The 24,564-nt window shown below is 38.7% G+C and carries 23 protein-coding genes and 2 pseudogenes; 14 read left to right on the top strand and 11 right to left on the bottom strand.

Translation table 11 applies throughout. The features are described from left to right. Positions 1-4 precede the first annotated feature (4 nt). The 7 genes from EGS71_RS10990 (at position 5) to rplS (ending at position 7,104) form a co-directional block, all read left to right on the top strand. Positions 5-3,859 (top strand): PilC/PilY family type IV pilus protein, encoded by a 3,855-nt coding sequence (locus EGS71_RS10990; RefSeq protein ID WP_002010649.1) that lies wholly within the window; start codon positions 5-7, stop codon positions 3,857-3,859. Positions 3,860-3,871: 12 nt separating this feature from the next. Next, positions 3,872-4,354, top strand: coding sequence for a type IV pilin protein (locus tag EGS71_RS10985; protein ID WP_002010622.1), 483 nt, complete (start codon positions 3,872-3,874; stop codon positions 4,352-4,354). Next, entirely contained in the window at positions 4,351-4,776 is a 426-nt protein-coding gene (locus tag EGS71_RS10980; protein ID WP_002010944.1) for a type IV pilin protein, read from the top strand. The genes EGS71_RS10985 and EGS71_RS10980 overlap by 4 nt, the downstream gene beginning before the upstream one ends. A 146-nt stretch (positions 4,777-4,922) precedes the next feature. After that, positions 4,923-5,174: a 30S ribosomal protein S16 gene (rpsP, locus tag EGS71_RS10975; protein ID WP_000260334.1), complete on the top strand. Its 252-nt coding sequence runs from the start codon at positions 4,923-4,925 to the stop codon at positions 5,172-5,174. A 19-nt stretch (positions 5,175-5,193) separates the two neighbouring features. After that, positions 5,194-5,742: a ribosome maturation factor RimM gene (rimM, locus tag EGS71_RS10970; RefSeq protein WP_000189236.1), complete on the top strand. Its 549-nt coding sequence runs from the start codon at positions 5,194-5,196 to the stop codon at positions 5,740-5,742. Between the two features lie 45 nt (positions 5,743-5,787). Then, the gene (trmD, locus tag EGS71_RS10965) at positions 5,788-6,528 is read left to right on the top strand and encodes a tRNA (guanosine(37)-N1)-methyltransferase TrmD (protein ID WP_002010920.1); all 741 of its coding nucleotides are present in this window, start codon (positions 5,788-5,790) and stop codon (positions 6,526-6,528) included. Positions 6,529-6,735: 207 nt separating this feature from the next. Then, positions 6,736-7,104 carry a 50S ribosomal protein L19 gene (gene rplS / locus EGS71_RS10960; protein ID WP_000014562.1) on the top strand — a complete coding sequence of 123 codons (369 nt, stop codon included), beginning with the start codon at positions 6,736-6,738 and terminating at the stop codon, positions 7,102-7,104. Positions 7,105-7,156: 52 nt separating this feature from the next. Here rplS and EGS71_RS10955 read toward each other — a convergent pair. The 5 genes and pseudogenes from EGS71_RS10955 to EGS71_RS10930 form a co-directional block, all read right to left on the bottom strand. After that, positions 7,157-7,963, bottom strand: a pseudogene (locus EGS71_RS10955) (alpha/beta fold hydrolase); the annotation flags it as partial. A gap of 66 nt (positions 7,964-8,029) precedes the next feature. Further along, on the bottom strand, positions 8,030-8,803 hold the full coding sequence (gene istB / locus EGS71_RS10945) for an IS21-like element ISEc57 family helper ATPase IstB (RefSeq protein ID WP_001053381.1): 774 nt from the start codon (positions 8,801-8,803) through the stop codon (positions 8,030-8,032). Beyond that, positions 8,803-9,828, bottom strand: coding sequence for an IS21-like element ISEc57 family transposase (istA, locus tag EGS71_RS10940; protein WP_002009888.1), 1,026 nt, complete (start codon positions 9,826-9,828; stop codon positions 8,803-8,805). The genes istB and istA overlap by 1 nt, the downstream gene beginning before the upstream one ends. A 78-nt stretch (positions 9,829-9,906) precedes the next feature. Then, positions 9,907-10,062: pseudogene (locus EGS71_RS10935) on the bottom strand (triacylglycerol lipase); the annotation flags it as partial. A gap of 114 nt (positions 10,063-10,176) precedes the next feature. Then, a complete protein-coding gene (locus EGS71_RS10930; protein WP_002010673.1) occupies positions 10,177-11,208 on the bottom strand; it encodes a lipase secretion chaperone in 1,032 nt (343 codons plus the stop codon). Between the two features lie 153 nt (positions 11,209-11,361). On the opposite strand from EGS71_RS10930, the gene truB reads away from it, so the two are divergent. The 3 genes from truB to EGS71_RS10915 all read left to right on the top strand — a co-directional run bounded on the left by truB (position 11,362) and on the right by EGS71_RS10915 (position 13,716). Continuing rightward, a complete protein-coding gene (gene truB, locus EGS71_RS10925) occupies positions 11,362-12,267 on the top strand; it encodes a tRNA pseudouridine(55) synthase TruB (protein ID WP_000208696.1) in 906 nt (301 codons plus the stop codon). Between the two features lie 19 nt (positions 12,268-12,286). Further along, positions 12,287-13,063, top strand: a complete 777-nt coding sequence (locus tag EGS71_RS10920; protein WP_000525222.1) for a sulfite exporter TauE/SafE family protein — start codon at positions 12,287-12,289, stop codon at positions 13,061-13,063. Between the two features lie 209 nt (positions 13,064-13,272). Beyond that, positions 13,273-13,716, top strand: coding sequence for a hemerythrin domain-containing protein (locus tag EGS71_RS10915; RefSeq protein ID WP_001019905.1), 444 nt, complete (start codon positions 13,273-13,275; stop codon positions 13,714-13,716). 7 nt (positions 13,717-13,723) lie between these two features. Here the strand turns inward: EGS71_RS10915 and EGS71_RS10910 are convergent, their stop codons facing one another. From EGS71_RS10910 to serA, 3 genes are all read right to left on the bottom strand, one after another. Further along, positions 13,724-14,584 (bottom strand): EamA family transporter, encoded by an 861-nt coding sequence (locus EGS71_RS10910; protein WP_002010923.1) that lies wholly within the window; start codon positions 14,582-14,584, stop codon positions 13,724-13,726. A gap of 91 nt (positions 14,585-14,675) precedes the next feature. Continuing rightward, positions 14,676-15,560, bottom strand: a complete 885-nt coding sequence (locus tag EGS71_RS10905) for an EamA family transporter (RefSeq protein ID WP_000099319.1) — start codon at positions 15,558-15,560, stop codon at positions 14,676-14,678. Between the two features lie 98 nt (positions 15,561-15,658). Continuing rightward, a complete protein-coding gene (gene serA, locus EGS71_RS10900) occupies positions 15,659-16,891 on the bottom strand; it encodes a phosphoglycerate dehydrogenase (protein ID WP_000077814.1) in 1,233 nt (410 codons plus the stop codon). A 379-nt stretch (positions 16,892-17,270) separates the two neighbouring features. Here serA and EGS71_RS10895 point away from each other — a divergent pair, with 379 nt between their 5' ends. Then, entirely contained in the window at positions 17,271-18,680 is a 1,410-nt protein-coding gene (locus tag EGS71_RS10895) for an FAD-binding oxidoreductase (protein WP_000993504.1), read from the top strand. Positions 18,681-18,775: 95 nt separating this feature from the next. Further along, on the top strand, positions 18,776-19,144 hold the full coding sequence (locus tag EGS71_RS10890; RefSeq protein WP_001189305.1) for a hypothetical protein: 369 nt from the start codon (positions 18,776-18,778) through the stop codon (positions 19,142-19,144). 44 nt (positions 19,145-19,188) lie between these two features. Here the strand turns inward: EGS71_RS10890 and EGS71_RS10885 are convergent, their stop codons facing one another. Both EGS71_RS10885 and EGS71_RS10880 read right to left on the bottom strand, forming a co-directional pair. Then, positions 19,189-19,503: a putative quinol monooxygenase gene (locus EGS71_RS10885; protein ID WP_000955560.1), complete on the bottom strand. Its 315-nt coding sequence runs from the start codon at positions 19,501-19,503 to the stop codon at positions 19,189-19,191. Positions 19,504-19,516: 13 nt separating this feature from the next. Next, on the bottom strand, positions 19,517-20,104 hold the full coding sequence (locus EGS71_RS10880) for an NAD(P)H-dependent oxidoreductase (RefSeq protein WP_000065452.1): 588 nt from the start codon (positions 20,102-20,104) through the stop codon (positions 19,517-19,519). A gap of 224 nt (positions 20,105-20,328) precedes the next feature. Between EGS71_RS10880 and EGS71_RS10875 the strand changes: the two genes are divergently transcribed. Both EGS71_RS10875 and EGS71_RS10870 read left to right on the top strand, forming a co-directional pair. After that, positions 20,329-20,694 (top strand): hypothetical protein, encoded by a 366-nt coding sequence (locus tag EGS71_RS10875; protein ID WP_002010886.1) that lies wholly within the window; start codon positions 20,329-20,331, stop codon positions 20,692-20,694. A 369-nt stretch (positions 20,695-21,063) separates the two neighbouring features. Further along, complete coding sequence (locus EGS71_RS10870) at positions 21,064-22,293, top strand: MFS transporter (RefSeq protein ID WP_025464981.1); 1,230 nt, start codon at positions 21,064-21,066, stop codon at positions 22,291-22,293. 36 nt (positions 22,294-22,329) lie between these two features. On the opposite strand, the gene yccS is transcribed toward EGS71_RS10870, so the two are convergent. Then, complete coding sequence (gene yccS / locus EGS71_RS10865) at positions 22,330-24,480, bottom strand: YccS family putative transporter (protein WP_001061806.1); 2,151 nt, start codon at positions 24,478-24,480, stop codon at positions 22,330-22,332. Positions 24,481-24,564 lie beyond the last annotated feature (84 nt).

The raw sequence follows: 24,564 nt of genomic DNA, 5'->3' as shown, positions 1-24,564 counted from the left end.
TATCATGAAACTAAAATTGAAGAATTTTAAGCCAAATAATTTATGGTATGCCGTCTGTTCAAGCTCAATGATATTCACATGGCTGATGACAAGCTCTGTGGTGCAGGCAAGTGATTTACAAATTTATGCCTCACCTACAGCAGGTAAAAAAACAATTGTGATGATGTTGGATACATCAGGAAGTATGACCAACAATAGTTATGGTGAAAACCGCTTAGCCATGCTTAAAAATGGTATGAATGCTTTTTTGGCTAGCAATAACCCTGTCTTAAATGATACGCGAGTAGGTTTAGGAAATTTCTCGGCAAATGGCGACAGCCGAAGTGGACAAATCTTGGTGGCTGCTGCTCCTTTAGGAGATGCGAGTACTTTAAATACGGTAGGCTCACAACGTTATAAATTAAAACAAGCTGTTGCTAATTTAACTGCAGGAGGCTCAACACCTTCAGCCCACGCTTATGCTGAAGCGGCTGCTTATTTGATGGGAACAACCACATATTCAGAGACGAATTATGCTATTCGTAAAGATAGTTATATCAAACGTGTAAGAAGATCTGATAATAGGACTGAATATTCATATTGTACTAATTACCGTGATTCGCAAATTGATACAGCCAACCTATGGCAACCTTGTCGTTCAAATAGTTATTGGAGTAGCTGGTCAACGAATAATCCAAGTGTGGATAATGCTACTGCTTATGATACTTCATCTGACTGGACCTATTACTATACTTATTACTACACCACTTTTAATTATGCTGTAGCAAATGCAGATAGCGGTATTCCAAAATCTAAATCAAACGATACAGCTAGCAATCCGAATATTGTTGTAGACCGAAATGCTACTAACTCCAATGCAGTGTATCAGTCACCTTTACCTGCAGTAGCGAATCGTCAGAGTTGTGATGGACAAGGTATTTACTTCTTATCGGATGGCGAACCGAACAATACAACAAATACACGTTCGGCAAGTGTTATGTCGACTGCTTTAGGTAGTACTTTCGGAGCTGATTTTAATTGTTCTGGAGGTTTATCTAATACTACGGCAGACTCTGGTTGGGCTTGTATGGGGGAGTTTGCAAAAAGATTATTTGATAAAACAAAGAACCCTGCCGGAGTCTCTATTCAAACAGCATTTGTCGGTTTTGGTAGTGACTTTTCTAGTTTGAGTTCTTCTGATGTAAAGAATGCCTGCCGTTTAAGTTCCAGAACCCAGTCTGACCGAAAAGGAGATGATGCGTGTTCACCGAATCAATCTACAAATGCGGTAGCTGCACCAGGTTATGGAAATGGTGGTTTTTTCCCTACTCAAAGTTCACAAGGCGTAACAGACAGCGTTATCGCATTTATTAATAATTTAGATAAAGTTCCTCTAGAACCCTTAACCACAGGTGCTATCTCAGTTCCTTATGATGCATTGAATCCCAAAAATTTACAGGAATATGGTTATTTACGAGCTTTTGAGCCAAATCCAGCTAACACGTACTTAACATGGCGTGGAAATTTAAAGAAATATCATGTTGTTTTATCTGGAGCGAATGCAGGTGCTTTTGAGGCCAATTCTGGCGGATTAGTCTACAATGCAAGTGGGGCTTTTAGGACTGGAACAAAGGATTATTGGAATAGCTCTACTTATACTGACGGAGGCAAAGTCTTTTTAGGTGGTTCATATGCGAATGTGCCTTTACCCATTGCTGGACAACCTGAAACACGTGATGCAGAAGGAAATATCACAAAATATTATTACGCAGTACAAAGTAAAATCCGCAACTTATTTACTGATGTTTCCGCCGTTGCAGCAGATGGTAGCTTAACGAAAATTTCAACTTCTGGAACTAATTTGCTAAAAATTCCAGCTGCTCCACCAGAAGGAACTAATCCTTTTGATACGGTGGCTAATACAGCAAGTTATGTTTTAGGTAAATTTGATCCATCAACTGGACAAAATATTTTAAAAGCTTTTCCTATAAGCTTGAAATTAAAAATATTAAATTATTTAGGTTATTCAACAGATATTAATGCAACAACTCTGCCTTCATCTTTGGTTACATCGAATGAACCTTATTTATCGATGGGGGGAAGTATTCACTCTTTACCGGTTCAACTAACCTACAATGGAACACTAGATGATAATGGGAATTTAACATCTGCCCGAGAACAATCCATCCTCTATGGAACCATGGAAGGTGGATTACATATTGTGGATGCTTCATCTGGTATTGAGCAAATGGTCTTTGTTCCTGCAGATATTTTAAATGATTCAGTTGCTTCCAAAGCTTTAGTTGTTGGTCAAAGTGATGCTTCAGCTCCCGCTCATGGTATGGACGGAGCTTGGGTATCTGATCCAGCCTATAATATTACTACAGTGGGAAGTGGTAGCTCGGCAGTATCAAAAGTAACTGCAAAGCAAATGAATATTTATGGCGGCATGCGTATGGGAGGAAGTAGCTACTACGGACTAGATGTATTAAGCCCTACTTCACCGAAACTGCTTTTTAGAATAGGGGCAGACCAGACTGACTATAGCCGTATGGGTCAAAGCTGGTCTAAACCCGTACTCGCGAACATCCGTTATAACGGTTCTATTAGACGCGTCCTGATTGTTGGCGGTGGTTATGATCAGTGTTATGAAAAACCAAATATTACGTTGACTGACGCTTGCTTTACCAATGGTAAAGCAAAAGGAAATGCTGTCTATATTATTGACGCAAAAACTGGTCAGCGTTTGTGGTGGACAAGTGATACAGGTTCTAATACTGATAACGCCAATATGAAGCATAGTATTGTTAGCCGTATTAGTACTTTAGACCGTGATGCTGATGGCTTAGTTGACCATCTATATTTTGGAGATTTAGGCGGACAAATTTTTCGCGTGGACCTTAATAATAATCAGACAAAAACCAATTCGACCTATAGCAGTTTTGGTGTCAGAGTTGTGCGTTTAGCGAATTTAGCAACAAATGATTCAACTTATGATGGCACAAATGATTATACAGGTGGGAATGCTCCTCGTTTTTATGAGCCTCCAACAGTAACGATCCACGATTATGGAATTCACACTTTTATTACAGTAGGTATTGCATCAGGAGACCGTAGTACACCTTTAGACGTTTACCCACTCACAGGCCGTGAAGGTATGACGCCTGCAAGTGCATTAAGTGGACGTCCTGTAAATAATGTATATGGAATTATTGATAGAGACTTTGTTAAAAAGAACTTAATGTCTTTAACTGATAATCAGCTTGAAACAAAAGATATTACACGGACAGGCTTAAGAAAAAATCCACAAATTCTAAGAACAGGTGAAACAAGAGTAGCTCAAATTTTCTTCCCCACTACAGGAGTAGGTAAAGGTGGTTGGTATCGCTCGCTTTCTAGTACGAGCGATGGTACAGAAAAAGCTAATAATAGTTTTCGTATTAAAGGAGGACTCAAAGCTTTTGAGGAACCAATGGCAATTACGGGTAATTTAATTATTCCAGTTTATGACCCTCAAGGAACGGGAATTGTTGCGGCAGATCCTTGCCTACCTCGTGTTGTGGGAGAAACAGACCGACAAACTTATTGTTTACCATTTGGTGCTTGTCTTAATCCGGATGGAACCATTAATTCAAATAAAGAAAACCCGAGCGGGTTTCAAACAAAAACTGGTAGTAACTGTCCAGCTGGAGTCTCTGAATGTAATACAAATGTCATTGGTGCAGGTATTCGTAATATCACATTTGTTCCAAAAAGAGATGAACCTCCTGTGACTAATAGTTGTGGCAAATTACAGCTGTCTGGAAACGAGAACGGAACAGGTGAGTGGCAGTGTACAAGTCATTTACTTCCTGTGCGCTGGTATGAGCGCTATCGCTAGAAGGAACAGCTTATGAATAAATACTCTATTCTACGGTTCAATCAGGGGGTTACCTTGATTGAGCTTATGGTCGTGATTGTTATCGTTGCTATTTTTGCTTCAATTGCTATCCCTTCATATCAAAGTTATAGCCGTAGAGCTACTGCATCTGCGGCTAAAAGTGAAATTTTGAAATTAGCTGAACAATTAGAACAGCATAAATCAAGAAATTTTACTTATAGGGGTTTTACCACAACCTCTATAACCCTACCTCGCGGGGGATATACGATTCAAATTACTGATGATACGACCACAGGTAATTTATTAACAAATTCTGCTGCTAATGGTCAAACATGGGTAATTAGAGCAACCACAACAGATTCGAGAAATTTTAATTTTATTGCTAAAAATTCAGGTATACGTTGTCAAAGTTTAACAGTTACAGCCGTTGATAATGATTGTGGTGGTACGACTACTTGTAATACATGTGAAACGAACAGTGAGGTTTGGCAGTGAAGAATGGTTTTTCTTTAATTGAAATTATGGTCGTGGTAGCAATAGTTGCAATTTTAGCGGCTATAGCCACCCCTTCATATTTACAATATTTGCGTAAAGGACATCGTACTGCTGTTCAATCCGAAATGATGAATATTGCGCAGACTTTAGAGTCTCAAAAAATGGTGAATAACCATTATCCCTCAAATGCAACTATACAATCAATTTATGGCTCTAATGTGAGTCCTCTTCAGGGCAAAGCTTTATATACTTTAGCTTTTACTACTTTAAACGATTCGACATGGGTGCTTACGGCAACACCAATCGCTAGTACTTCACAAGCTGGTGATGGAATTATTTGCTTAAATGATCAAGGGCAAAAATTTTGGGCAAAAGGTGCTACAGATTGTGCACTATCGGCTTCATCAAGTTGGACAGAGTGATTTAAATTCAAAACTGCGGATAACTCAAAATTTAATCTTTCTTTCAGGGTGAAAATCACGTAGAATGTCGCCCTCTATGAAAGGGGTTTGAAGTGTTGCCGATGGTCGGCGCAGGGATAATCCGTAAGAATTATAAGGCTTTTATCATGGTTGTTATTCGTTTAGCACGTGGCGGCGCAAAAAAACGTCCATTCTATCAAATCGTTGTGACTGATAGCCGCAATGCACGTGATGGTCGTTTCATCGAGCGTATCGGTTTCTTTAACCCAACTGCACAAGGTCAAGCAGAAAAACTTCGTTTAGACGCAGACCGTTTTGCTCACTGGGTTTCTCAAGGTGCTCAACCTTCTGAACGTGTTGCTTCTTTGGCTGCTCAAGCTAAAAAAGCTACTGCATAATTATTGTAGTAGGTAGCCCATGACACCAACACAGAATGTTCCCGAAGATCGTATTCAGATTGGACAGTTACGTTCAGCTTATGGATTAAATGGGTGGCTCTGGGTGTATTCCAATACAGAACCCATGAGCAATATGTTTGACTACTTGCCTTGGTACATTGAAACCAAGGCCGGTTGGCAAATCGTTGATGTAAAACGTTGGAAACCACATGGCAAAGGCCTGGTTGTTGCTCTAAAAGGTGTGAGTGATCGCACAGGAGCAGAAAGCTTGGTTGGCGCTAATATCTGGATTGCTAAATCTCAACTGCCGAAAGCAGATGTAGATGAGTACTACTGGTCAGATTTGAAAGGCTTAACAGTGTTAGGTCTTGATGACGACGAACAGGAAGTGAACTTGGGGCAAATTCATGAGTTGTTTGAAACTGGAGCCAATGATGTGATGGTTGTACGCGCTACACCAGACAGCATTGATTCAGAAGAACGCATGATCCCGTGGCATAAAGATGTGGTGCAACGCGTTGATCTTGAAGCTGGTCGCATTTACGTCAATTGGGGCGTAGATTATTAATCCTTTTTATAGGATTAACGCAGCAGGAAAATAGAGGAGTCTGCGGTGTTTTTTGCAGTCATTACGCTTTTTCCTGAAATGTTTGAAGCGATTACAGCCTACGGGATTAGCGGGCGTGCAGCAAAACGTGACATAGTACAAGTCGCTTGTATTAATCCACGTGATTTTGCTGAAGGGAATTACCGAAGAGTGGATGAACGTCCATTTGGTGGTGGCCCTGGTATGGTGATGATGGCGGAGCCTTTGGCAAAAGCAATTAACCATGCCAAACAACTTGCTTCGCAAGCAGGATGTGTTCATGTACCTGTGGTGTATATGTCTCCACAAGGCAAAACTTTAAATGAACAGGCAGTACAGCAGTTCGTCGATTATGATGGCTTAATTGTATTGTGTGGGCGTTATGAAGGCGTCGATGAGCGTTTGATCCAGCATTATGTTGATCAGGAATGGTCAATTGGAGATTATGTCTTATCTGGTGGTGAACTACCTGCCATGGTGTTGCTTGATAGTATTATTCGCCGTTTGCCGAATGTAATGTCAGATGAGCAATCAGCGATACAGGATTCTTTTGTAGATGGTCTTTTGGATTGTCCGCAATACACTAAGCCAGACCAGTTTGAAGGGTTAGATGTTCCTGAAATTTTAAAATCGGGACATCATGCCAATATTGAGAAATGGCGTTTTTTGCAGCGTTATCAACGAACTTTAGAGCGTCGACCTGAGTTGATTGAACAGGTTACGTTGACTAAGCAGCAAAAAAAATGGCTGTCAGATGAACAAGGGTAAGCACATCCCCTGTGTTTTTCTGAGCAAAAGATGAGAAGCTTTGCTTCGAATTAAAGCATAAGTCTATTTTTTATAGATTTATGTGTACTTAAGGCTCTTTACGGTTGTCGTAAAGGGAAAGTTAAACGGGTTGATATGCGCTTTAGCCTCTATCCCCAGCGGAAACTCAGGCCTCTTCTGACTCCGCACATATTGGAGATTCCCACAATGAGTGGTAAACATCCTTTAGTTCAAGCTATTGAAAATTCACAGTTAAAAACTGACCTTCCTGAATTTGCTCCTGGTGACACAGTAGTTGTTCAAGTTAAAGTAAAAGAAGGTGACCGTGAACGTCTTCAGGCATTTGAAGGTGTTGTAATCGCTAAGAAAAACCGTGGTTTGAACTCTGCGTTCACAGTACGTAAAATTTCTAGCGGTGTTGGTGTTGAGCGTGTATTCCAAACTCACTCACCAGTTGTTGCTAAAATCGAAGTGAAACGTCGTGGTGACGTTCGTCGTGCTAAACTTTACTACCTCCGTGACTTGTCTGGTAAAGCTGCACGTATTCGTGAAAAATTACCAGCTCGTAAAGCGTAAGCTTATAGCGAGTAAAAAATGCGCCTTTTGGCGCATTTTTTTGTTTTAAAGCTTATAACCCTTGAAGTTTTAAACGGTTAGCATGTTGACGGTAAACCGAGACAGGGTCTGCTGCAAAAATAGAACGTATTCCCATGACCTGATTGACTTCATCTAAATGATTCCAGTTATAGTCGTCACGAATAGTTTTACCAAATTTGGCACTGCATCGAGACACAAGCCCATCATTATCCCCAAATGGGTCAACCACTAGACTACTTCCTGTCAATGCTATATCAAATGGATCTAATGGGTTCGTCAGCGCTTTATTACCAGAGAATGAATACATATAAATGCCTTTCTCCTGGTAAGCACCCTCACCACAAGACGTGGTAGGAACACCCATTGGAAATTGAGAATTAAACTGTGCAGAGCCTTGAGTCGATAAACTGTGGGCACCTGCTAAGGAGTCATGCGGATAACTATTTGGGTCTAGACCTCCTGCCCAAGTAATTGCTGCGGAAAACCAGTTTACTAATGTTGCCAGTCCGGATAGAGGAGTACCCTCAACATTCAGGATGACATCTGCCATTGGCGATCCTTTGTGAGGTGCACCAATAGTAGTAAGTGAAGCGACTTTTTCAGGCATGATCCCAGCGACATAGCGAATTGTAGGTCCCCCGTGGCTATGTCCGATCAAGTTGACTTTAGGCTTTCCGGTGATGGCAATAATTTCTTCTACTTGTTGGGCAAGTTGTTCTCCACGAACTTCAGTTGAGTTAAACGGTGAAACTCTTGTTGCCCAGACATTTCCTCCGTTACGCGCAAGATCAGGAAGAATCTGATACCAGTAGTCCAGACCAAGCGTATCTGTGTCAACGGCAATTTAAAACTGACCCCTTTTACCTTAAAACAGCAAAGTAAAATTGACCCCTTTGATGATTTATTAAGACTCAATTTGTGGTTGAATTCCTACTCTCTTTTTATCTTTTAGACGATAACTTTCCCCAGATATTTGTACAACATGACAATGATGTAATAAACGATCCAACATTGCTGCTGTCAAAGTAACATCATCTGCGAATGATTTAGACCACTGGCTAAATGGTAAATTACTGGTCAAAATCGTACTGCCTTTTTCATAGCGCTTGGCAATAACATTAAAAAATAAATTTGCTTCTTCACGACCAAATGGTAAATATCCTATTTCATCGATAATCAATAACTTTGGAGCAAGTACAACACGTTGCATGTAGTTTTTTAATTTACCTTGTTGATAAGCTAGGCTAAGTTGCAACATTAAATCAGCTGCAGTAATAAACTTAGTCTTAATATTATTCATAATTGCCTTATAGCCTAAAGCCATTGATAGATGTGTTTTCCCAACACCACTTGCACCAATAAATACAACATTTTCAGCTCTTGGAATAAAGCTTAAATTAAATAGTTCAAGCAACTGCGACTTTGGAGCACCTAAAGCATAATTAAAATCATAAGCCTCCAACGTTTTGATTTGAGTAAGACCTGAAAGTTGTAAAAGAATCTGTTGACTACGTTGCTGCTTGGCTGTGTATTCATGTAATAGCATAGCTTCAACGAAATCTGCATAACTGCCATCCTTTGCTAAGGTTTGTTGTGCATGATGTGACCATTGTGATGCCACTGTTTGTAGACCAAGCTGACGGCAAAGCTGTTCAATACGCTCATACTGTAAATTCATTAAGAAACCTCCAGTAATTCATCATAGATTGATAAGGGGTGTTGAACACTCTCATGAGGTATGAGTGATGATGGGCTAACATCATCAATTACAGATTTTTTAGAACCATCATTAAATAAAGGTAATGAAGAAAAATATTGTTGTTCTTCAAGCAAACGAGTACTTGGTTTTTCTTTAGTTGTTGCATGAATGCGTTGATTTGCTGTTTCACTAAGCCATCGACCAATATAGGCATTTGCCATATCAACATCTAAGCTAAGGTCAACCACCTTTAAACTTGCTTTTAATGGCACGATAAAACTTGATTTCAAATAACTATTAAAGCGTTCTACTTTACCTTTTGTTTGCGCACGATATGGCTTACAAACACGTGGTCGGAAGTTATATTTCTTAGCACAATCAAGTAATTTAGCATTCCAGCGATGTTGACCATCTTGATAAGCATCACGTTCAATCATAATGGCCTTAGCATTATCAAATAATACATCTTTAGGAACACCACCAAAGAACTGAAAAGCACTTTCTAAGCCATCAATCCATGCATCAGAACGTTCATGATCATAAAACTTAACAAAGGTTGCTCTAGAGTATCCCAAAGTTGCAACAAATGCTTTTAATGTGGTGTGATGACGTCGAATTTTTGTGAAATCAACCTGCATTTGTTGACCTGGTTGAGTCTCAAATCGCTTAATCGGCTCTGGTTGTTTAGTTGGCTTTAATGTATTGAGATAATTTTGTAGTGTTCTAATTTTCCCCGTGTAGCCTTTTTGCAAGATTTCTTGATACAACACTGCAGCCGGTATCCATTCTGGATCGGCGGCATTTACACGTTTGATTAAATACGGTTTATAAGGCTCAAGAATACTCACTTTAGATTGTGTTCGTTGATATTTAGGTGTTACTTGAGATCGTAAATATTTACGCACAGTATTTCTAGAAATACCGAGTTCGCGGCTAATTGCCTTAATAGATTGACCTTGTTGATGAAGTATTTGGATTGTCACTGCTTGCTCCAAAGTTAACATGTTGAGCAGTCCAAAAAGACCACTATATTAACCAAGGGGGTCAATTTTCAAATGCTGTTGGGGGGTCATTTTTACATTGCCGCTAACATCTGTTCCAACTCGGTTAAAACCCGCCATACCATGGTTAAAAACCAATGGATATTTGGTTTGTGCATAAGTTGAATAGACGAATGAGCTTTTGACTTGCTCTGCATTTGTGGCATGGGTTGCTGAAACACTCAGTCCTGAGAGTATTGCAGCACAGAAAAATATTAAGTTCCTTTTCATTTTTTACTCACTATTTTTATTTTGTATGAGAAGCAGCTTCTACTGCTGGATAAGGTTTGGCTCACTTTGAAATAGAAAAGCCTAGTAGTTAAAGGGTAGTTCACCTCCTTGGTCATGGACTGTTTCAAAAGTTCTAAGACGAAGCTGTTCTTGCGATGAGCTAAATTGTTGTTGGCGTAGTTGTTGAATAGCTTGTTTTTTAGCGCTGTCACTCATATTGCTATGTAGGACTTCATCACGTTGATTTAAGTAGCCAGTCACTCGCTGTTGCCACGCATTACGCTGTATATCTAAAGTTTCTAATCGTTGAGTTGCCTCGGCTCCAACAAGTGCTGTACGCATTTGCCGAAGTTCCTCTGCTGAACCATTGCGAGCTTTAATTTGTTTGGTCAGTGTGTGTAAATCATCAAGCTTTGAGAGTTCTTGTAGGTTTTCTTGCCAGTCTTCTGGTAATTGTTCAAAGCGCTCTTTGAGTTTTTTAGCTTTTTCAATTTCGCTTAAAGATGAATCTTCTAAAATCTTCATGCGATCTAATGTGTAGTTCTGATAAATGTCTTCTGTTGAAAATAACCCTTCAATTTCAGAGGCAGAGAAGAAACGTTTTCTTATATCTTGAATTGAAATGAAGATCTTTTGAAAATAATTTTGATCTTGTTGTTTAGATTGAGGCGGTTGAATTTGTGCAAGCTGCTCACGGTATTTTAAATAACGCGTCCACAAATCAATAATCTGTGAGCGGGCTGGTTCTAAATACTGATCTTGTATAAATTTCTCAAAATGAGTTTTAACTTGTTGTAAATTGCTCTCGCCATACTGCGTAATAAAATATTCAAAGCAGTCACGGGTTTGGCTATTCACAACTAAATGCTGTGAACTATCAATTTTTAATTGGCAGTTAACTTGAGTATCTTGCTGACTTTTACTCAAATAAGTATTTTCGTTTAATGGTGAATTTAAAGTAGATTGTGAAGTAGCTACCAACCTAGCTTCATCCTGATTTGGCTGAGGTGAAGTATTTTCCGAGTCTGGGCTTAGCCAATACACACATGCGATGAGGCTCAAAATAAAAAATCCGAGCACACACCACCATATCTTTTTCTGCATCCTTTGCATAAAGATATCTTCCTTAAGTTTTCATTTGTTGTTTTTTTACTCGATCATTAATGTGCCATAAAATAAGTGAAAAGGCACCTAAATATTATGAAAATATCTTGCTGAATTTGCTAACATGTCGGCACTTTTCTCTAGCTTTGTGTTCCAGTAAAAATGACGACAAAAAATCAAAAAATTTCTCGTCGCCATATCAGTGGTGTATTTCTTTTAAATAAACCATTAGGGCTAAGTTCTAACGCTGCTTTGCAAAAAGTGCGTTGGCTTTACCGTGCCCAAAAGGCGGGTCATACTGGTGCATTAGATCCATTAGCAACCGGTTTACTTCCTATTTGTTTAGGAGAGGCCACTAAATTCTCACATTACTTGCTGGACTCGACAAAGCGTTATCAAACTACTGTTCGATTAGGCCAAACTACAACAACAGGTGATGTTGAAGGCGACATTTTACAAGAACGTCCTATCCCGGTTCTTAGCAAAGAGCTTATTGAGCAAACTTTAGAAAAGTTTAGGGGCGATATTCAACAAGTTCCACCGATGTACTCGGCATTAAAAAAAGAAGGTAAGCCACTATATGAGCTGGCCAGAAAGGGTATAGAGATTGAGCGCGAGGCGCGCCCAGTTACGATTTATGCTTTAGAACTTATTGAATTTACTGAAAATAGTATCACTTTAGATGTAACTTGTTCTAAAGGAACATATATTCGTGTGCTAGGTGAAGATATTGGTGAGGCACTTGGTTGTGGTGGTCATTTAACCATGCTTCACCGTATTCAAACTGGACATTTTGAACTCATCCCAAGTTATACCATTGAATATTTGGAAAGCTTAACGGAAGAGCAAAGGGAAGCTTTGCTACTGCCCGTATATGCTCCAATTGACCATTTCTTAAAAATTCAGGTTCCCGAAGGACGGGAAAAATATTTTTGTAACGGTCTAGAAAGCAATATTGATCATTCTGCAGAAGCAGAAGTGTTGGTTTTTTCGGGTGAACGCTGTCTAGGTTTAGCTGAAATTACCGATAAAAGACGGTTGGTACCTAAACGTATCTTAAATTTGTAGTAGATGTAGAGTATAAAACATGGGCATGGAATGGGATGTTATCCTTAGTTTGATCTTTTTTGCGTTTACTGCGGGAGCAATTGATGCTGCTGTTGGTGGCGGCGGACTCATCCAGATTCCCGGGATCATGAGCACTTTCCCGAACATGTCGACTGCTACGGTGATTGGTACCAATAAAGTCTCATCCATTTTTGGTACGGCATCGGCAGCTTATACATTTGCTAAAAAAGTAAAGTTGCAATGGAAGCTTTTAGCCGTTATTGCCATTTGTGCCTTGATTAGTTCTTTCGCTGGTGCAGCTTGTTTGTCGCTTATCCCTCAATCGGTATTGCGTCCTTTCGTTTTCGTGATGTTGATTGTGATTGCGATTTATACCCTAGTTAAAAAGAACTTCGGGCAAGTCCATACCGAGCAAAAAATTACCACGAAAATGCTCGTTTTAGCTGGTATTGGTAGTCTGGCGATTGGCTTTTATGATGGTATTTTCGGGCCGGGTACTGGTAGTTTCTTTATCTTTTTCTTCATTCGTTTTTTACAAGTCGATTTTTTACATGCTTCGGCGTTGTCAAAAATCGGTAATTTTATGACTAACTTAGCTGCGCTGAGTTTCCTCATCCCAACTGGGCACGCTATTTTACATATTGGTTTAATGATGGCAGCGGCTAACGTGCTAGGTTCTATTGTTGGGGTGCGTACCGCGCTTAAATACGGTAGTGGTTTTGTACGTATTATCTTTTTAATTTTGGTGAGTATCCTGATTTGCCGTTTGGGATATCAAATGTTTGTTACAGGTTAAATAAGATAAAAAGTATGAACTGTCCTGAGGAGTGGTTCATACTTTTATGTATCTTTTAAAATTAGAAATATAAAAAACATTACAGAAACTTACTAGAAAGAAAACTGTGTAAAAAATAGTCTCATTTTAAGCTACTTAAATAATATAAATTTTGCCGTACGATAAACCTTGAAATAAAAAAGATTTTTTAACTAAAAATGAGGAAGAGAATGAATATTTTCGAAGCATTAAGAGAAAGCCACGAAAATCAACGCAACCTTTCTGAACAATTAATCCAGACACATGGTTTAACCGAAGAACGAAAAGAATTATTTGATGCATTAAAAAACGAACTTTATGCTCACTCAGTTGCCGAAGACCGTTATTTATATATCCCTTTAATGTTTGATGATGTCGGTTTGGATATTACGAGACATGCTTTATCTGAACATCATGAAATGGATGAATTGGTCGAGCAACTCGAAAAAACGGATATGAGTAGCCCAAGTTGGTTGGCAACCGCTAAACAGTTGAGCGAAAAAGTCCATCACCACTTAAAAGAAGAAGAGCATAAGTTTTTTCAGCAAGCCGGTAAAATTCTTAAAGACAGTGAAAAAGAAACGCTAGGCAATAAATATTTAAAGGAATATAAAAAGTATAAAAAACAGCAATAAGCTACACCTATGATGCTGTTTTACTTCTTAAAGTAACCCCAATTGAAGCTAGCATTACGCAAGCTAAAGCCACCCATTGCAGCATGCTGATTTCTTCGTGAAGTAATAAGAAACCTGTTAATGCTGCCAATGCTGGCGCTAAACTTGTTAGGGTGCCATAAGTTAATTTATTAAGTTGTTTGAGTGCCATTAGGTCTAGTGCATAGGGAATAGCAGTCGCTAAAACTGCAATAAGTAAGGCTTTACCCCAGTACTGTGTATCAAGTAATGCTGGGCCATTATACCAAATACCAATTGGTAATAAGGCGATGGCAGATACGGTAATCCCTATGGTTAAGGCATGCATTCCTATATTTTGAGTTACAACTTTTTGACCAAAATAAATATAGAATGCCCAACAAAGCCCTGCGCCTAAAGCACAGGCTGCACCTACGTAAGAAAAGTGGTGTTGAGTTGGATCTTGCCAAGGTACCATGAGTGCAATACCCAGCATGGCAAAAGCTACCCAGATATAATCGCTCTTTTGTTTGATAGAAACTAGGGCTAGGCCTAATGGACCAATAAATTCTAGACCTACTGCAATCCCTTGGGGCAATTTTCCAAGAGATGTGTAAAATAAGATATTCATTAACCCTAAAGATGCGCAATACATTAATAAATCACGCCATTTTAAATAAGGTAAACGAGACCAGATTTTCCAAGAACGGAACATAACGGCAACAATCACTGCTGCAAAACATAGTCTTAAAATAGTAACGGTAAGCGGATCTAAAGCCGCGATAAGTTGCTTGGCAAATGAAGCGCTGATTTGATACGAAACCATCGACAAAATCATATAGAGCACAGCAATAATTGGAAGATTTTGCATGGAAGTACCTTAACGCTTCATTTGATATGTAAAAAAATAAGAGTGATTCATTATAGTCAATACTGGGTTTCAACTCGCAGGTTTTGCAGAATTAACTTACTGTTTTTTCACGTTGTTGTCGGGCTCTTTGGGTGGTTATGGTACAACCCACAGAAGCAGTAATAATAGTGGCGAGTGCCAACCATTGATTCCATAACAGGTATTCACCTAAGAAGATAAAACCGGAAAGTGCAGCAACAGCTGGCTCTAGGCTCATCAATGTTCCAAAACTTAAAGGTGTTAAATTGCGTAGAGCTAACATTTCTAAAGAGAATGGAAGTGCACTGGCTAAAACGGCGAGACCAATAAAATAAAAAAAGTATGGTAATTCTATAACTTGCCCAATAGAGCCTGAGAAAAAAGTAATAGGTAAAAGTATACAAGCACCTACAGTCATGCCCAAACAAACTGTATGGTTACCTGAGATACCAGAAGGCTTTTGCCCCGCAATAATATATAGGGCCCAACAAGCACCTGCACTCATCGCAAATAGGACTCCGATCCAGTCCAAACTATGTGCTTGGTTAAAAGGAAATAATAAAATGAGGCCAATAATTGCGAAAGTGACCCAGACAAAATCATATTTTTGTTTAGCATGGTAAAGGGCCACACTGAGTGGACCAATAAATTCAAATGCAACCGCAATACCAATGGGTAAACGTTCAAGCGATAAATAGAAAAGAGCATTCATGCCAGCAAGAGCAAAGCCATAGCTCAAAATAGCTTTCCATCGGACCTGACTAAAATTAATTTTCCAGATCTGAAAAATGAAAGCCAAAATAAATGCCCCAATACATAAACGCATTGCAGAAACAGTCAGTACAGGAAAGTTCTGAAACAGGACTTTAGCTAAGGATGCGCTACTTTGGACACTTAACATGGCAAGAATAAGAAAGCCCAAAGCATGAAGCTGGGATTTCTGGCTTGAACTGGACATTTTATTATTTGATCAATTGGTATACTTTTCACATGATAATGTAAATACCTATAAAAAAGCCACAGACAATGCTGTGGCTTTTAAAGTTACAGTCTGTATTAGAACAATACGCGTACGCGAATTGTGCCTTCAACTTCATGCAACATATCTAAAGCTTCTTGAGAAGCAGAAGCATCTACGTCCATTACAAGGTAACCGATGTCGCCTTTAGTCATAAGTGACTGACCAGAAATGTTGATGCCTTGTTCAGCAAACAAGTTGTTGATTTTAGACAATACACCCGGTACGTTTTTGTGGATGTGTAGTAAACGGTGTTGACCCGCTGTCAATGGCAACGCGATTTCAGGGAAGTTTACGGCAGAAAGTGTCATACCCTTATCAGAGTAAGCAACAAATTTCTCTGCTACTTCTAAACCGATGTTTGCTTGAGCTTCCATCGTTGAACCACCAACGTGAGGAGTCAAGATCACGTTGTCTAAACCACGAAGTGGAGACTGGAACTCTTCACCATTTGCTTTTGGTTCTTTCGGGAATACGTCAACTGCCGCACCTGCAAGGTGACCAGATTTGATTGCATCAGCTAAATCTTCGATTACTACGCATGTACCACGTGCAGCATTTAAGAAGATCGCGCCTTCTTTCATTTTTGCAAATTGTTCTTTAGTGAAGAAGTTACGTGTAGACGGAACATCTGGTACATGCAAAGTCACAACATCAGCAGTTGCTAAAAGTTCATCTAAAGAACCAACTTGGCGAGCATTACCCATTGGTAATTTAGTTACTGCATCATAATAAATGACATGCATACCCATACTTTCAGCAAGAACTGAAAGTTGAGAACCGATGGAACCGTAACCCACAATACCTAAAGTTTTGCCACGAGTTTCAAAAGAACCCACAGCAGATTTGTCCCAACCACCACGATGACAAGCCGCTGACTTTTCAGGAACACGGCGAAGAAGAAGAATAGTTTCAGCAAGTACGAGCTCTGCAACCGAACGCGTATTTGAATACGGTGCGTTAAATACAGGAATACCACGTGCCATCGCTGCTTTAAGATCTACTTGGTTTGTTCCGATACAGAAACAACCTACTGCGATCAATTTATTTGCAGCTTCGAAAACTTCTTCAGTCAATTGGGTACGCGAACGAATACCAATAAAGTGAGCATCTTTAATTGCTTCTTTAAGCGCTTCGCCTTCAAGAGCAGTTTTGCGATAGTCAATGTTGGTATAACCCGCAGCGTTTAAAGTATCGACTGCGTTTTGGTGAACGCCTTCTAACAAAAGGAAACGGATTTTATCTTTAGGTAGTGAAAGATGTTGGCTCATTACGGCTCCGCTACAAAGGCCAAATTTGGTGGCGGTATAATAACATACTGGGCAGCGCTATAGATATTTCGTTTATACCATCGCCTTATGGCAATTTTATCTATGTCTAATCACTTCCATTTATGGCTTGTCGAGCATTACAAAATATGCTTGGCCTACGTTGAGGTTCAAATTTTCCTTTAAGGCCTTATAAAAAGTGTTTTATTGGTGTTAAACATGTTTTGTAGTGACAGTATCTCTATTCTGAACTTTATCGCTTGTGCTGTTACATGTAGAATATAGGAGTTCCTTGAACATTATGGCTTTGCTCAGGTGAAAACCTAGAGAAATATGAGGTCATAGTCCCACCACAGTTTACTTCTTGCTAGGTCTGCAAACGATGAATGCTCCAGTCGCTTTAACACCTGAGTTACTCACCCAATTAACAGCAATCGTCGGTGAAAACCGTATTAAAACCGATGCTGATAGTCTCGAAAACTGGGGTAAAGATCATACCAAGCATTTTAATCCGAACCCATCGGTCATCGTTTTTCCATCAACGACTGAACAAGTTCAGGAAGTTGTGAAGCTTGCAAACCAGTTTAATATCGCAATTACACCGTCAGGTGGACGTACAGGACTTTCTGCTGGTGCTGTAGCAACCAATGGTGAAATTGTCATTAGCATGGACAAAATGAACCAGATTCTTGAGTTCTTCCCGGCAGACCGTATGGTTCGTGTACAAGCTGGTGTTGTGACTGAGCAATTGCAAAATTATGCAGAAGAGCAGGGTATGTATTATCCGGTTGACTTTGCGTCAGCGGGTTCTAGTCAGATTGGCGGTAATATCGGTACCAACGCTGGTGGTATTAAAGTCATTAAATATGGCATGACGCGTAACTGGGTACTCGGTTTAACTGTAGTGACGGGTAAGGGCGACATTTTACGTTTAAACAAAGGCATGATTAAAAATGCAACTGGTTATGCATTACAGCATTTGTTTATTGGTGGTGAAGGTACATTAGGTTTAGTGACTGAAGCAGAAATTAAACTTGAGCGTCAACCACAAAACCTACAAGTTTTAGTTTTAGGTGTTCCTGATTTTGATGCAGTAATGCCTGTGTTACATGCTTTCCAAAAAGATATCGACTTAACTGCATTTGAGTTCTTTGGTGAGCTTGCAATGCAAAAAGTACTCGACCGTGGTCATGTTCAACGTCCATTTGAAACTCAATGTCCATTCTATGTATTGCTTGAGTTTGAAGCGCCATACGAACCGATTATCGACAAAGCAATGGAGATTTTCGAGCACTGTATGGAACAAGGTTGGGTACTTGATGGTGTAATGAGCCAGAGCCTTGATCAAGTAGAGAGCTTGTGGCGTTTACGCGAAGATATTTCTGAATCAATCGCGCCGTTTATTCCATATAAAAACGATATTTCAGTATTAATTACTCACGTACCTGCATTTATTCGTGAAATTGATGCGATTGTTCAAGAAAACTATCCTGACTTTGAAATTTGCTGGTTCGGCCATATCGGCGACGGTAACTTACACTTAAATATTTTAAAACCTGAAAACTTGACCAAAGATGAGTTCTTTGCGAAGTGTCAAGTTGTGAATAAATATGTGTTTGATACCGTTAAAAAATACGATGGCTCAATCTCTGCCGAGCATGGCGTAGGTATGACGAAAAAGCCATATTTGGAATATTCACGCTCAGCTGAAGAAATTGAATATATGAAAGCTTTGAAAAAAGTATTTGACCCGAAAGGTATTATGAATCCGGGTAAATTATTCGATCTTTAAATTAGATCTATTTTGTAGAACTACATAGTTTCTACAGAGTAACCGGCAAAGGCATAGCATCATAAAGCTATGCCTTTTGTTTTTTGGTGATGAAAATGCAACGTTTATTTTTAATTTCTGCACTTTGTGCTGGACTTATGACGGGTTGTGCGACCACAAGTAAATTAATTCCTTTTGTGGGCTCAGAAACCCCAATGCAACAAGTTCTTAAAACGCAACCCGAGATTGTAAAAGAGCATAACAATACTTCAGTTCAGCAGGTATTTAACCGAGTAGAATCCCCAACTGTTTCTCGCATTACTGTTATACAAACCGGTTTAATGGATGATTCTGTCTCAGCAATTCGGACGGAATATTTATTTAAATTGGTTGATGAAAAGTGGCAATTGCAAAATAAGCAAAAGAGCTACCAATGTGCAAGAGGAAAAGGTTCTAAAGGTTTCCAGACGCAGCTTTGTTCTTAAGCATAAAAAAGACGATAAATATATCGTCTTTTTTATTTCTTAAATTATACGCCGCTTTCTAAAATTTTAATTTTGACGTCAACTACATCGTCTTTGACTGCTTCATGATGTGCTTGCATATGAGGTGTAGCTAAGTGTGCTTCAAGATGAGCCACACTTTCCCATTTTTCTAACATCACAATAATGTCAGGGTCTTTGTTTTGGAAGCTCGCATTTGAAATGTGGTCAACCAAAGGTTCATAACCATGACAACCATCTTCGGCTAAAACAGTTGGAATGATTTTTTGAAATGCATTCAATACGTTTTGGCGGTGCTGTCCACCCGATTGAGTACGAATTTCCGCGATAATAGTAAGCATGGTTTTCTCCGGGTTAGGCTGCTGCAAATAGTGTGTTCAAATGTGCTTTGTATGCTTCCACATAACTATCTACATCAGGCATTTTAATTACATCATTTACAATAAATGTTGGTAGGGTACTCATACCTAAGAACTGATTTGCTTTATGAAATGGTAAATAAACACCATCTACACCCACGCCATGGAAAAACTGATCCGCATCGTCAAATGCTTCCATTGGCGCATTCCAAGTAAGTGACAGCATATATTTTTTGTCATGAATTAAACCACCTGAACCATATTTTTTTGAGGCATCAGAGCGGCTACGACCATCGTTTGCATAAAGAGAACCATGACCTGTCGTAAATACATCGTCAATATATTTTTTTACGGTCCACGGTGCACCCATCCACCAGCCCGGCATTTGATAAATCACGACATCTGCCCATAAATATTTTTCTACTTCAGCTTCAGCATTGTAGTCACTATCTGCACGAGTGACTTTTACTTCGTGGCCGAGTTCAGTCAGGTGATTCGTCGCTAATGTCGTGAGTGTGTCATTTAATTCACCATTTGAGTGGGCAAATTGTTTGGCACCATTAATGACTAAAATATTGCTCATGGGAGTTACTCTAATTCAATTCTTAAACTTGAGCGATACTTTAGAGAACTTACTCTTAAAGAAAAATGTAGTAATTGGAAAAATATTATTGATTAAAAATCATTAATCTTGGTTTGATACCTTATACTGGTTTCTTTATTTTAATGGCAAATACTTTACAAAGTTGAACGGAAAAAATTGTTTGTAGCCTTTAGCATCAAGGTGAAGTTGTGGTGGAGTTGAGTATGAAAAAGATTGGTTTATTCATGATGTGTAATTTGTTGATTCTAAGTGCTTGTACACCAAATACAAATCCACCTACACCTCAAGCGAACAGTCCGATACAAGCTGTTTTGCTCGATCAACCTAATCTTTTAAATAATGCCAGTAATTTAAGTATTTCACAGCAAATGAATGCCTTAGAGGATCCTTCTAATGCTCAAGTCACTATTTTGCAGACAGAGCCGAGTGAAGATGCTGTTTCGAAAACACGTACTGAGTATTTATTAAAAAAAGATCAGACTGTTTGGAAAATCGTGAATAAAAAACAAAGTTATCAATGTACAAAAGGCGAGGAAACAGCAGACTTTCAAGTTAATCCTTGTCCTTAAAGCTGAATCTCTATTGAATATGTGGATAACTTTAGGGTTATTCACAATATAAAAATGAGTTCGTCATCATTAAAATATAGAATTTAAAATTGTTGGAATTGTCCGATTGATGATCAATTTGAAAAGTGATATTGTGTCATCCGGCAATTATGCCAGATGGTAAAAATTACCGAATCTCACGTCATACATTTTTTCTCGTTTTAGACACCTTGTGAATACGGTGTTTCACATTCTAAACATGCACTCTCACGGCATATAACAACTTAACTAAAGATTGACTGACCATACTGTCATCGTCATGACTACATTATTTATTTCAATATGTAGTTGCTGAGACATAGTGGCCGCTATTTTGAAGGGTACAAACTCATGAAAAATATTCAAACGACAGCGTTGAACCGTACAACGTTGATGTTTCCTTTAGCTTTAGTGCTATTTGAATTTGCGGTTTATATTGGTAATGACCTGATTCAGCCAGCCATGTTGGCAATTACTGAAGATTTCGGTGTAAGTGCAACTTGGGCGCCGTCTTCAATGTCATTTTATTTATTAGGTGGTGCATCTGTTGCATGGTTACTAGGACCTTTATCAGATCGATTAGGCCGTAAAAAAGTACTTTTGTCTGGTGTTTTATTTTTTGCCTTGTGCTGTTTTTTAATTTTATTAACGCGACAAATTGAACACTTTCTGACATTACGTTTTTTACAAGGTATTGGGTTAAGCGTAATTTCAGCAGTGGGATATGCCGCAATTCAGGAAAATTTTGCCGAGCGTGATGCGATTAAAGTCATGGCACTTATGGCAAATATCTCATTGCTTGCGCCCTTGCTAGGACCTGTACTTGGAGCTTTCTTAATTGACTACGTTTCATGGCACTGGGGCTTTGTGGCAATTGCTTTACTTGCACTGCTGAGTTGGGTTGGCTTAAAGAAACAAATGCCTAGTCATAAGGTGAGTGTAACCAAACAGCCTTTTAGTTATCTTTTTGATGACTTTAAAAAGGTATTTAGCAATCGGCAGTTCCTTGGGTTAACGTTGGCCTTACCGCTTGTGGGTATGCCGCTTATGCTCTGGATTGCATTATCACCAATTATTTTGGTCGATGAACTGATGCTAACGAGTGTGCAATATGGTTTAGCACAGTTCCCGGTATTTTTAGGTTTAATTGTTGGCAACATTGTTTTAATTAAAATTATTGACCGTTTAGCTTTAGGTAAAACTGTCTTAATTGGCTTACCGATTATGCTCACTGGTACGCTAATTTTAATATTAGGTGTTGTCTGGCAAGCCTATTTAATTCCTTGCTTACTAATAGGTATGACACTCATTTGTTTTGGTGAAGGAATTAGCTTCTCAGTATTGTACCGTTTTGCGCTCATGTCATCTGAAGTGTCAAAAGGAACTGTAGCTGCTGCTGTTTCAATGCTATTGATGACGAGCTTTTTTGCAATGATTGAGCTTGTACGTTACCTCTACACCCAATTTCATTTATGGGCTTTTGTCTTATCTGCTTTTGCATTTATTGCCTTGTGGTTTACTCAACCACGTTTAGCTTTAAAACGAGAAATGCAGGAAAGAGTTGCACAAGACTTACATTAAAAAAATACCGGAATTTATATTCCGGTATTTTTTATTCTATTTAATTTCATGCTCTAAAAGTTTGCCTTTTAAGCTTAAGAGTTCAGGCAAGGTTTCTAATAATAAACTCATCTGTTTTAAGACAAGTGTGTAGTTTTCTGAAAAATGTTCGTGAGTTATTAAGCTTTGAATTTGCTTTAAAGTTTGTTCAAGAAAACTAAAGTTAACCGAAGCTTGTTCAAATAAACTTTGTTTAAGAATTTGCTGACAATCCAGTAAAAGTTGTAATACCTGTTGATCATCAATTTTTTGTCTTTGGCTGCCTAATGCTGCGACATAACTCAACTGGCTGTGGCTATAAACCAAATAACGAAAGGCGTAATGAATCAGCTCTGGATTTGGGTTGGGCTCGGCACTTAAGCTTGAAATCATATTCGACAGTTCAATTTGAGCGTTATGTGCAGCTCGGCGAATTCGACGATATTCAATGTCTTGATTTTTCCCATGCTGATATTGCTCGACAATCACATTGAAGTAATCAAAGGTGGCTTGGCTACTTTTCTTAATATTGTTTGGAATATTACGGAAGTTCCAGTCTGGCCAAATAAAATTAACAGCAAGCCAAGCAATAAAGCAGCCTAATAAGGTGTCGATTAGGCGAGGTAAAATAATGCTGTAACCTGCACCTTTTAAGTTGAAAATGAGCAATACCATTAAGGTTGCCATCAGTGTTGCCAGCGCATATTTTTTCTGGCGTAAGTAGAAAAAGCTAACTCCACAAATAATGGTAAGAATGAGTTGACCTTCAATACTAGGAACAAAATATAAAATGGGAATACCCAATAAAACGCCGAGTAAAGTCCCAATCGTTCTAAGCTTTAAACGACTTTTGGTTGCAAAGTAAGTAATTTGGCAAACAAATAAACTGGTGAGCAAAATCCAGTAACCATGTTGGGCAAAAGGTAGGAGGGAAATGGCATAACCTGCGGCAAACACAACCGCAATTCGTATTGCATGTCTAAATAGGGCCGATTGTGGCGTCAGTTGCTGCCGAATTTTTAAAACAAGGTCTGAAAATCCTTGAATATCATCATCTAGTAAATTGAGATGTTCTTGCTTGTTTTGACTTAGCGTTTCATTAAACGGTTGAGCATATTGAAGTTGTTCAAATTGTTCATGCATTCCTTTTAAATTATTAAAAATTAGCTTTAAATTTTTAACTTCAAAATTTTGTGGATGCTGTTGTATCCAGTCTTTCAAAGAGCTTTCCAAATGGTTTAGGCCAATTTGGCTTTCTTGAGAAGACTGATATTGTTGATTATGCAAAATGCATTGGGCTAAATCATGGCAAGCTTGAGCTTGTAAGCGTAGGTTTTTCTGAAAACGAAAAATGAGATCACTACGGCTAAAATTTTGTTGGATATGCTCGTAGTGTAAATAATTAGAAGTTGCCTGCTCGTGTATATCTCGCGCAAAAAAGTATAGGTTTAACCAGTAAATACTTTTATTACTGACTCGTGATGCCTTAAGGCGAGTTAGCAAAGAGCTGCGTATTTGGTTAAGACTTTGCGCAACTTGTGTATTTTGTAGTGATAACTCAAATAAAAGCTGTTCAACATTTTCTTTATTATCTGGGTCGAACAACCGTGCTTTAGCTTGAAGTAAGGCTGAAATTTCTTCAAAAATTTGTGAAAGTTTATCTTGTAAAGGAAGTGTTGGTTTAAGAATAAAAAATAAAATAGAAGTTAGGCCGTACCACAACGCACCATAGACAAAATAAGTAGGCTGTTGGTACCAGTGTGCATATTCTCCTAAACCAAACATACTATAAATTGAGAGTAAAATCGTACCAAAAGAAATGGTAGCGTAGCGTTGCCCTAAAGCTCCCAATAAAATGAAACAAGCACTGGAAATTGAAAGATATAAAATAAATAAAAATTTATAAGGTGCTAAAAAACCAAGAATAGTGCTGACAGTAAAAAAGAGTAGACAGACATAGAGCAGGTTGCGTAAACGAAGACTTAAGCGATCATCAAAATCAGTAAGTGCAGCAGCAATCGCACCTAAAGTCACAGGAACGATCAGCTCATTATGACCTAACCAAAGTAAACCTAAAGTTGTGCCTGTGAGTACAATTAAAATTTGCAGGCAATAAATTAAAATTGAATTCGCTTTAAAACGATTGAATAGTTGAGTCAGATTATTCACGGCTTTTTTTCTAAATGAGAGGGTACGTGACAATTGGTATTTAAATTTTTATTACTTGAAAAATATTATGCGTTTTGTCTAAAA

This window comes from Acinetobacter sp. FDAARGOS_559, from assembly GCF_003940475.1.
GTDB lineage: Bacteria > Pseudomonadota > Gammaproteobacteria > Pseudomonadales > Moraxellaceae > Acinetobacter > Acinetobacter baumannii.
The sequence above is the reverse complement of the archived record's forward strand: the minus strand, read 5'-3'. Positions and strand labels throughout refer to the sequence as shown.

Bases quoted from the DNA above. Each gene is read 5' to 3' on its own strand.
- EGS71_RS10990 (WP_002010649.1), top strand. From the start codon at position 5: ATGAAACTAAAATTGAAGAATTTTAAGCCAAATAATTTATGGTATGCC.
- EGS71_RS10985 (WP_002010622.1), top strand. From the start codon at position 3,872: ATGAATAAATACTCTATTCTACGGTTCAATCAGGGGGTTACCTTGATT.
- rpsP (WP_000260334.1), top strand. From the start codon at position 4,923: ATGGTTGTTATTCGTTTAGCACGTGGCGGCGCAAAAAAACGTCCATTC.
- rimM (WP_000189236.1), top strand. From the start codon at position 5,194: ATGACACCAACACAGAATGTTCCCGAAGATCGTATTCAGATTGGACAG.
- rplS (WP_000014562.1), top strand. From the start codon at position 6,736: ATGAGTGGTAAACATCCTTTAGTTCAAGCTATTGAAAATTCACAGTTA.
- istB (WP_001053381.1), bottom strand. From the start codon at position 8,803: ATGAATTTACAGTATGAGCGTATTGAACAGCTTTGCCGTCAGCTTGGT.
- istA (WP_002009888.1), bottom strand. From the start codon at position 9,828: ATGTTAACTTTGGAGCAAGCAGTGACAATCCAAATACTTCATCAACAA.
- EGS71_RS10930 (WP_002010673.1), bottom strand. From the start codon at position 11,208: ATGCAAAGGATGCAGAAAAAGATATGGTGGTGTGTGCTCGGATTTTTT.
- truB (WP_000208696.1), top strand. From the start codon at position 11,362: ATGACGACAAAAAATCAAAAAATTTCTCGTCGCCATATCAGTGGTGTA.
- EGS71_RS10920 (WP_000525222.1), top strand. From the start codon at position 12,287: ATGGGCATGGAATGGGATGTTATCCTTAGTTTGATCTTTTTTGCGTTT.
- EGS71_RS10915 (WP_001019905.1), top strand. From the start codon at position 13,273: ATGAATATTTTCGAAGCATTAAGAGAAAGCCACGAAAATCAACGCAAC.
- EGS71_RS10910 (WP_002010923.1), bottom strand. From the start codon at position 14,584: ATGCAAAATCTTCCAATTATTGCTGTGCTCTATATGATTTTGTCGATG.
- EGS71_RS10905 (WP_000099319.1), bottom strand. From the start codon at position 15,560: ATGTCCAGTTCAAGCCAGAAATCCCAGCTTCATGCTTTGGGCTTTCTT.
- serA (WP_000077814.1), bottom strand. From the start codon at position 16,891: ATGAGCCAACATCTTTCACTACCTAAAGATAAAATCCGTTTCCTTTTG.
- EGS71_RS10895 (WP_000993504.1), top strand. From the start codon at position 17,271: ATGAATGCTCCAGTCGCTTTAACACCTGAGTTACTCACCCAATTAACA.
- EGS71_RS10890 (WP_001189305.1), top strand. From the start codon at position 18,776: ATGCAACGTTTATTTTTAATTTCTGCACTTTGTGCTGGACTTATGACG.
- EGS71_RS10885 (WP_000955560.1), bottom strand. From the start codon at position 19,503: ATGCTTACTATTATCGCGGAAATTCGTACTCAATCGGGTGGACAGCAC.
- EGS71_RS10880 (WP_000065452.1), bottom strand. From the start codon at position 20,104: ATGAGCAATATTTTAGTCATTAATGGTGCCAAACAATTTGCCCACTCA.
- EGS71_RS10875 (WP_002010886.1), top strand. From the start codon at position 20,329: ATGAAAAAGATTGGTTTATTCATGATGTGTAATTTGTTGATTCTAAGT.
- EGS71_RS10870 (WP_025464981.1), top strand. From the start codon at position 21,064: ATGAAAAATATTCAAACGACAGCGTTGAACCGTACAACGTTGATGTTT.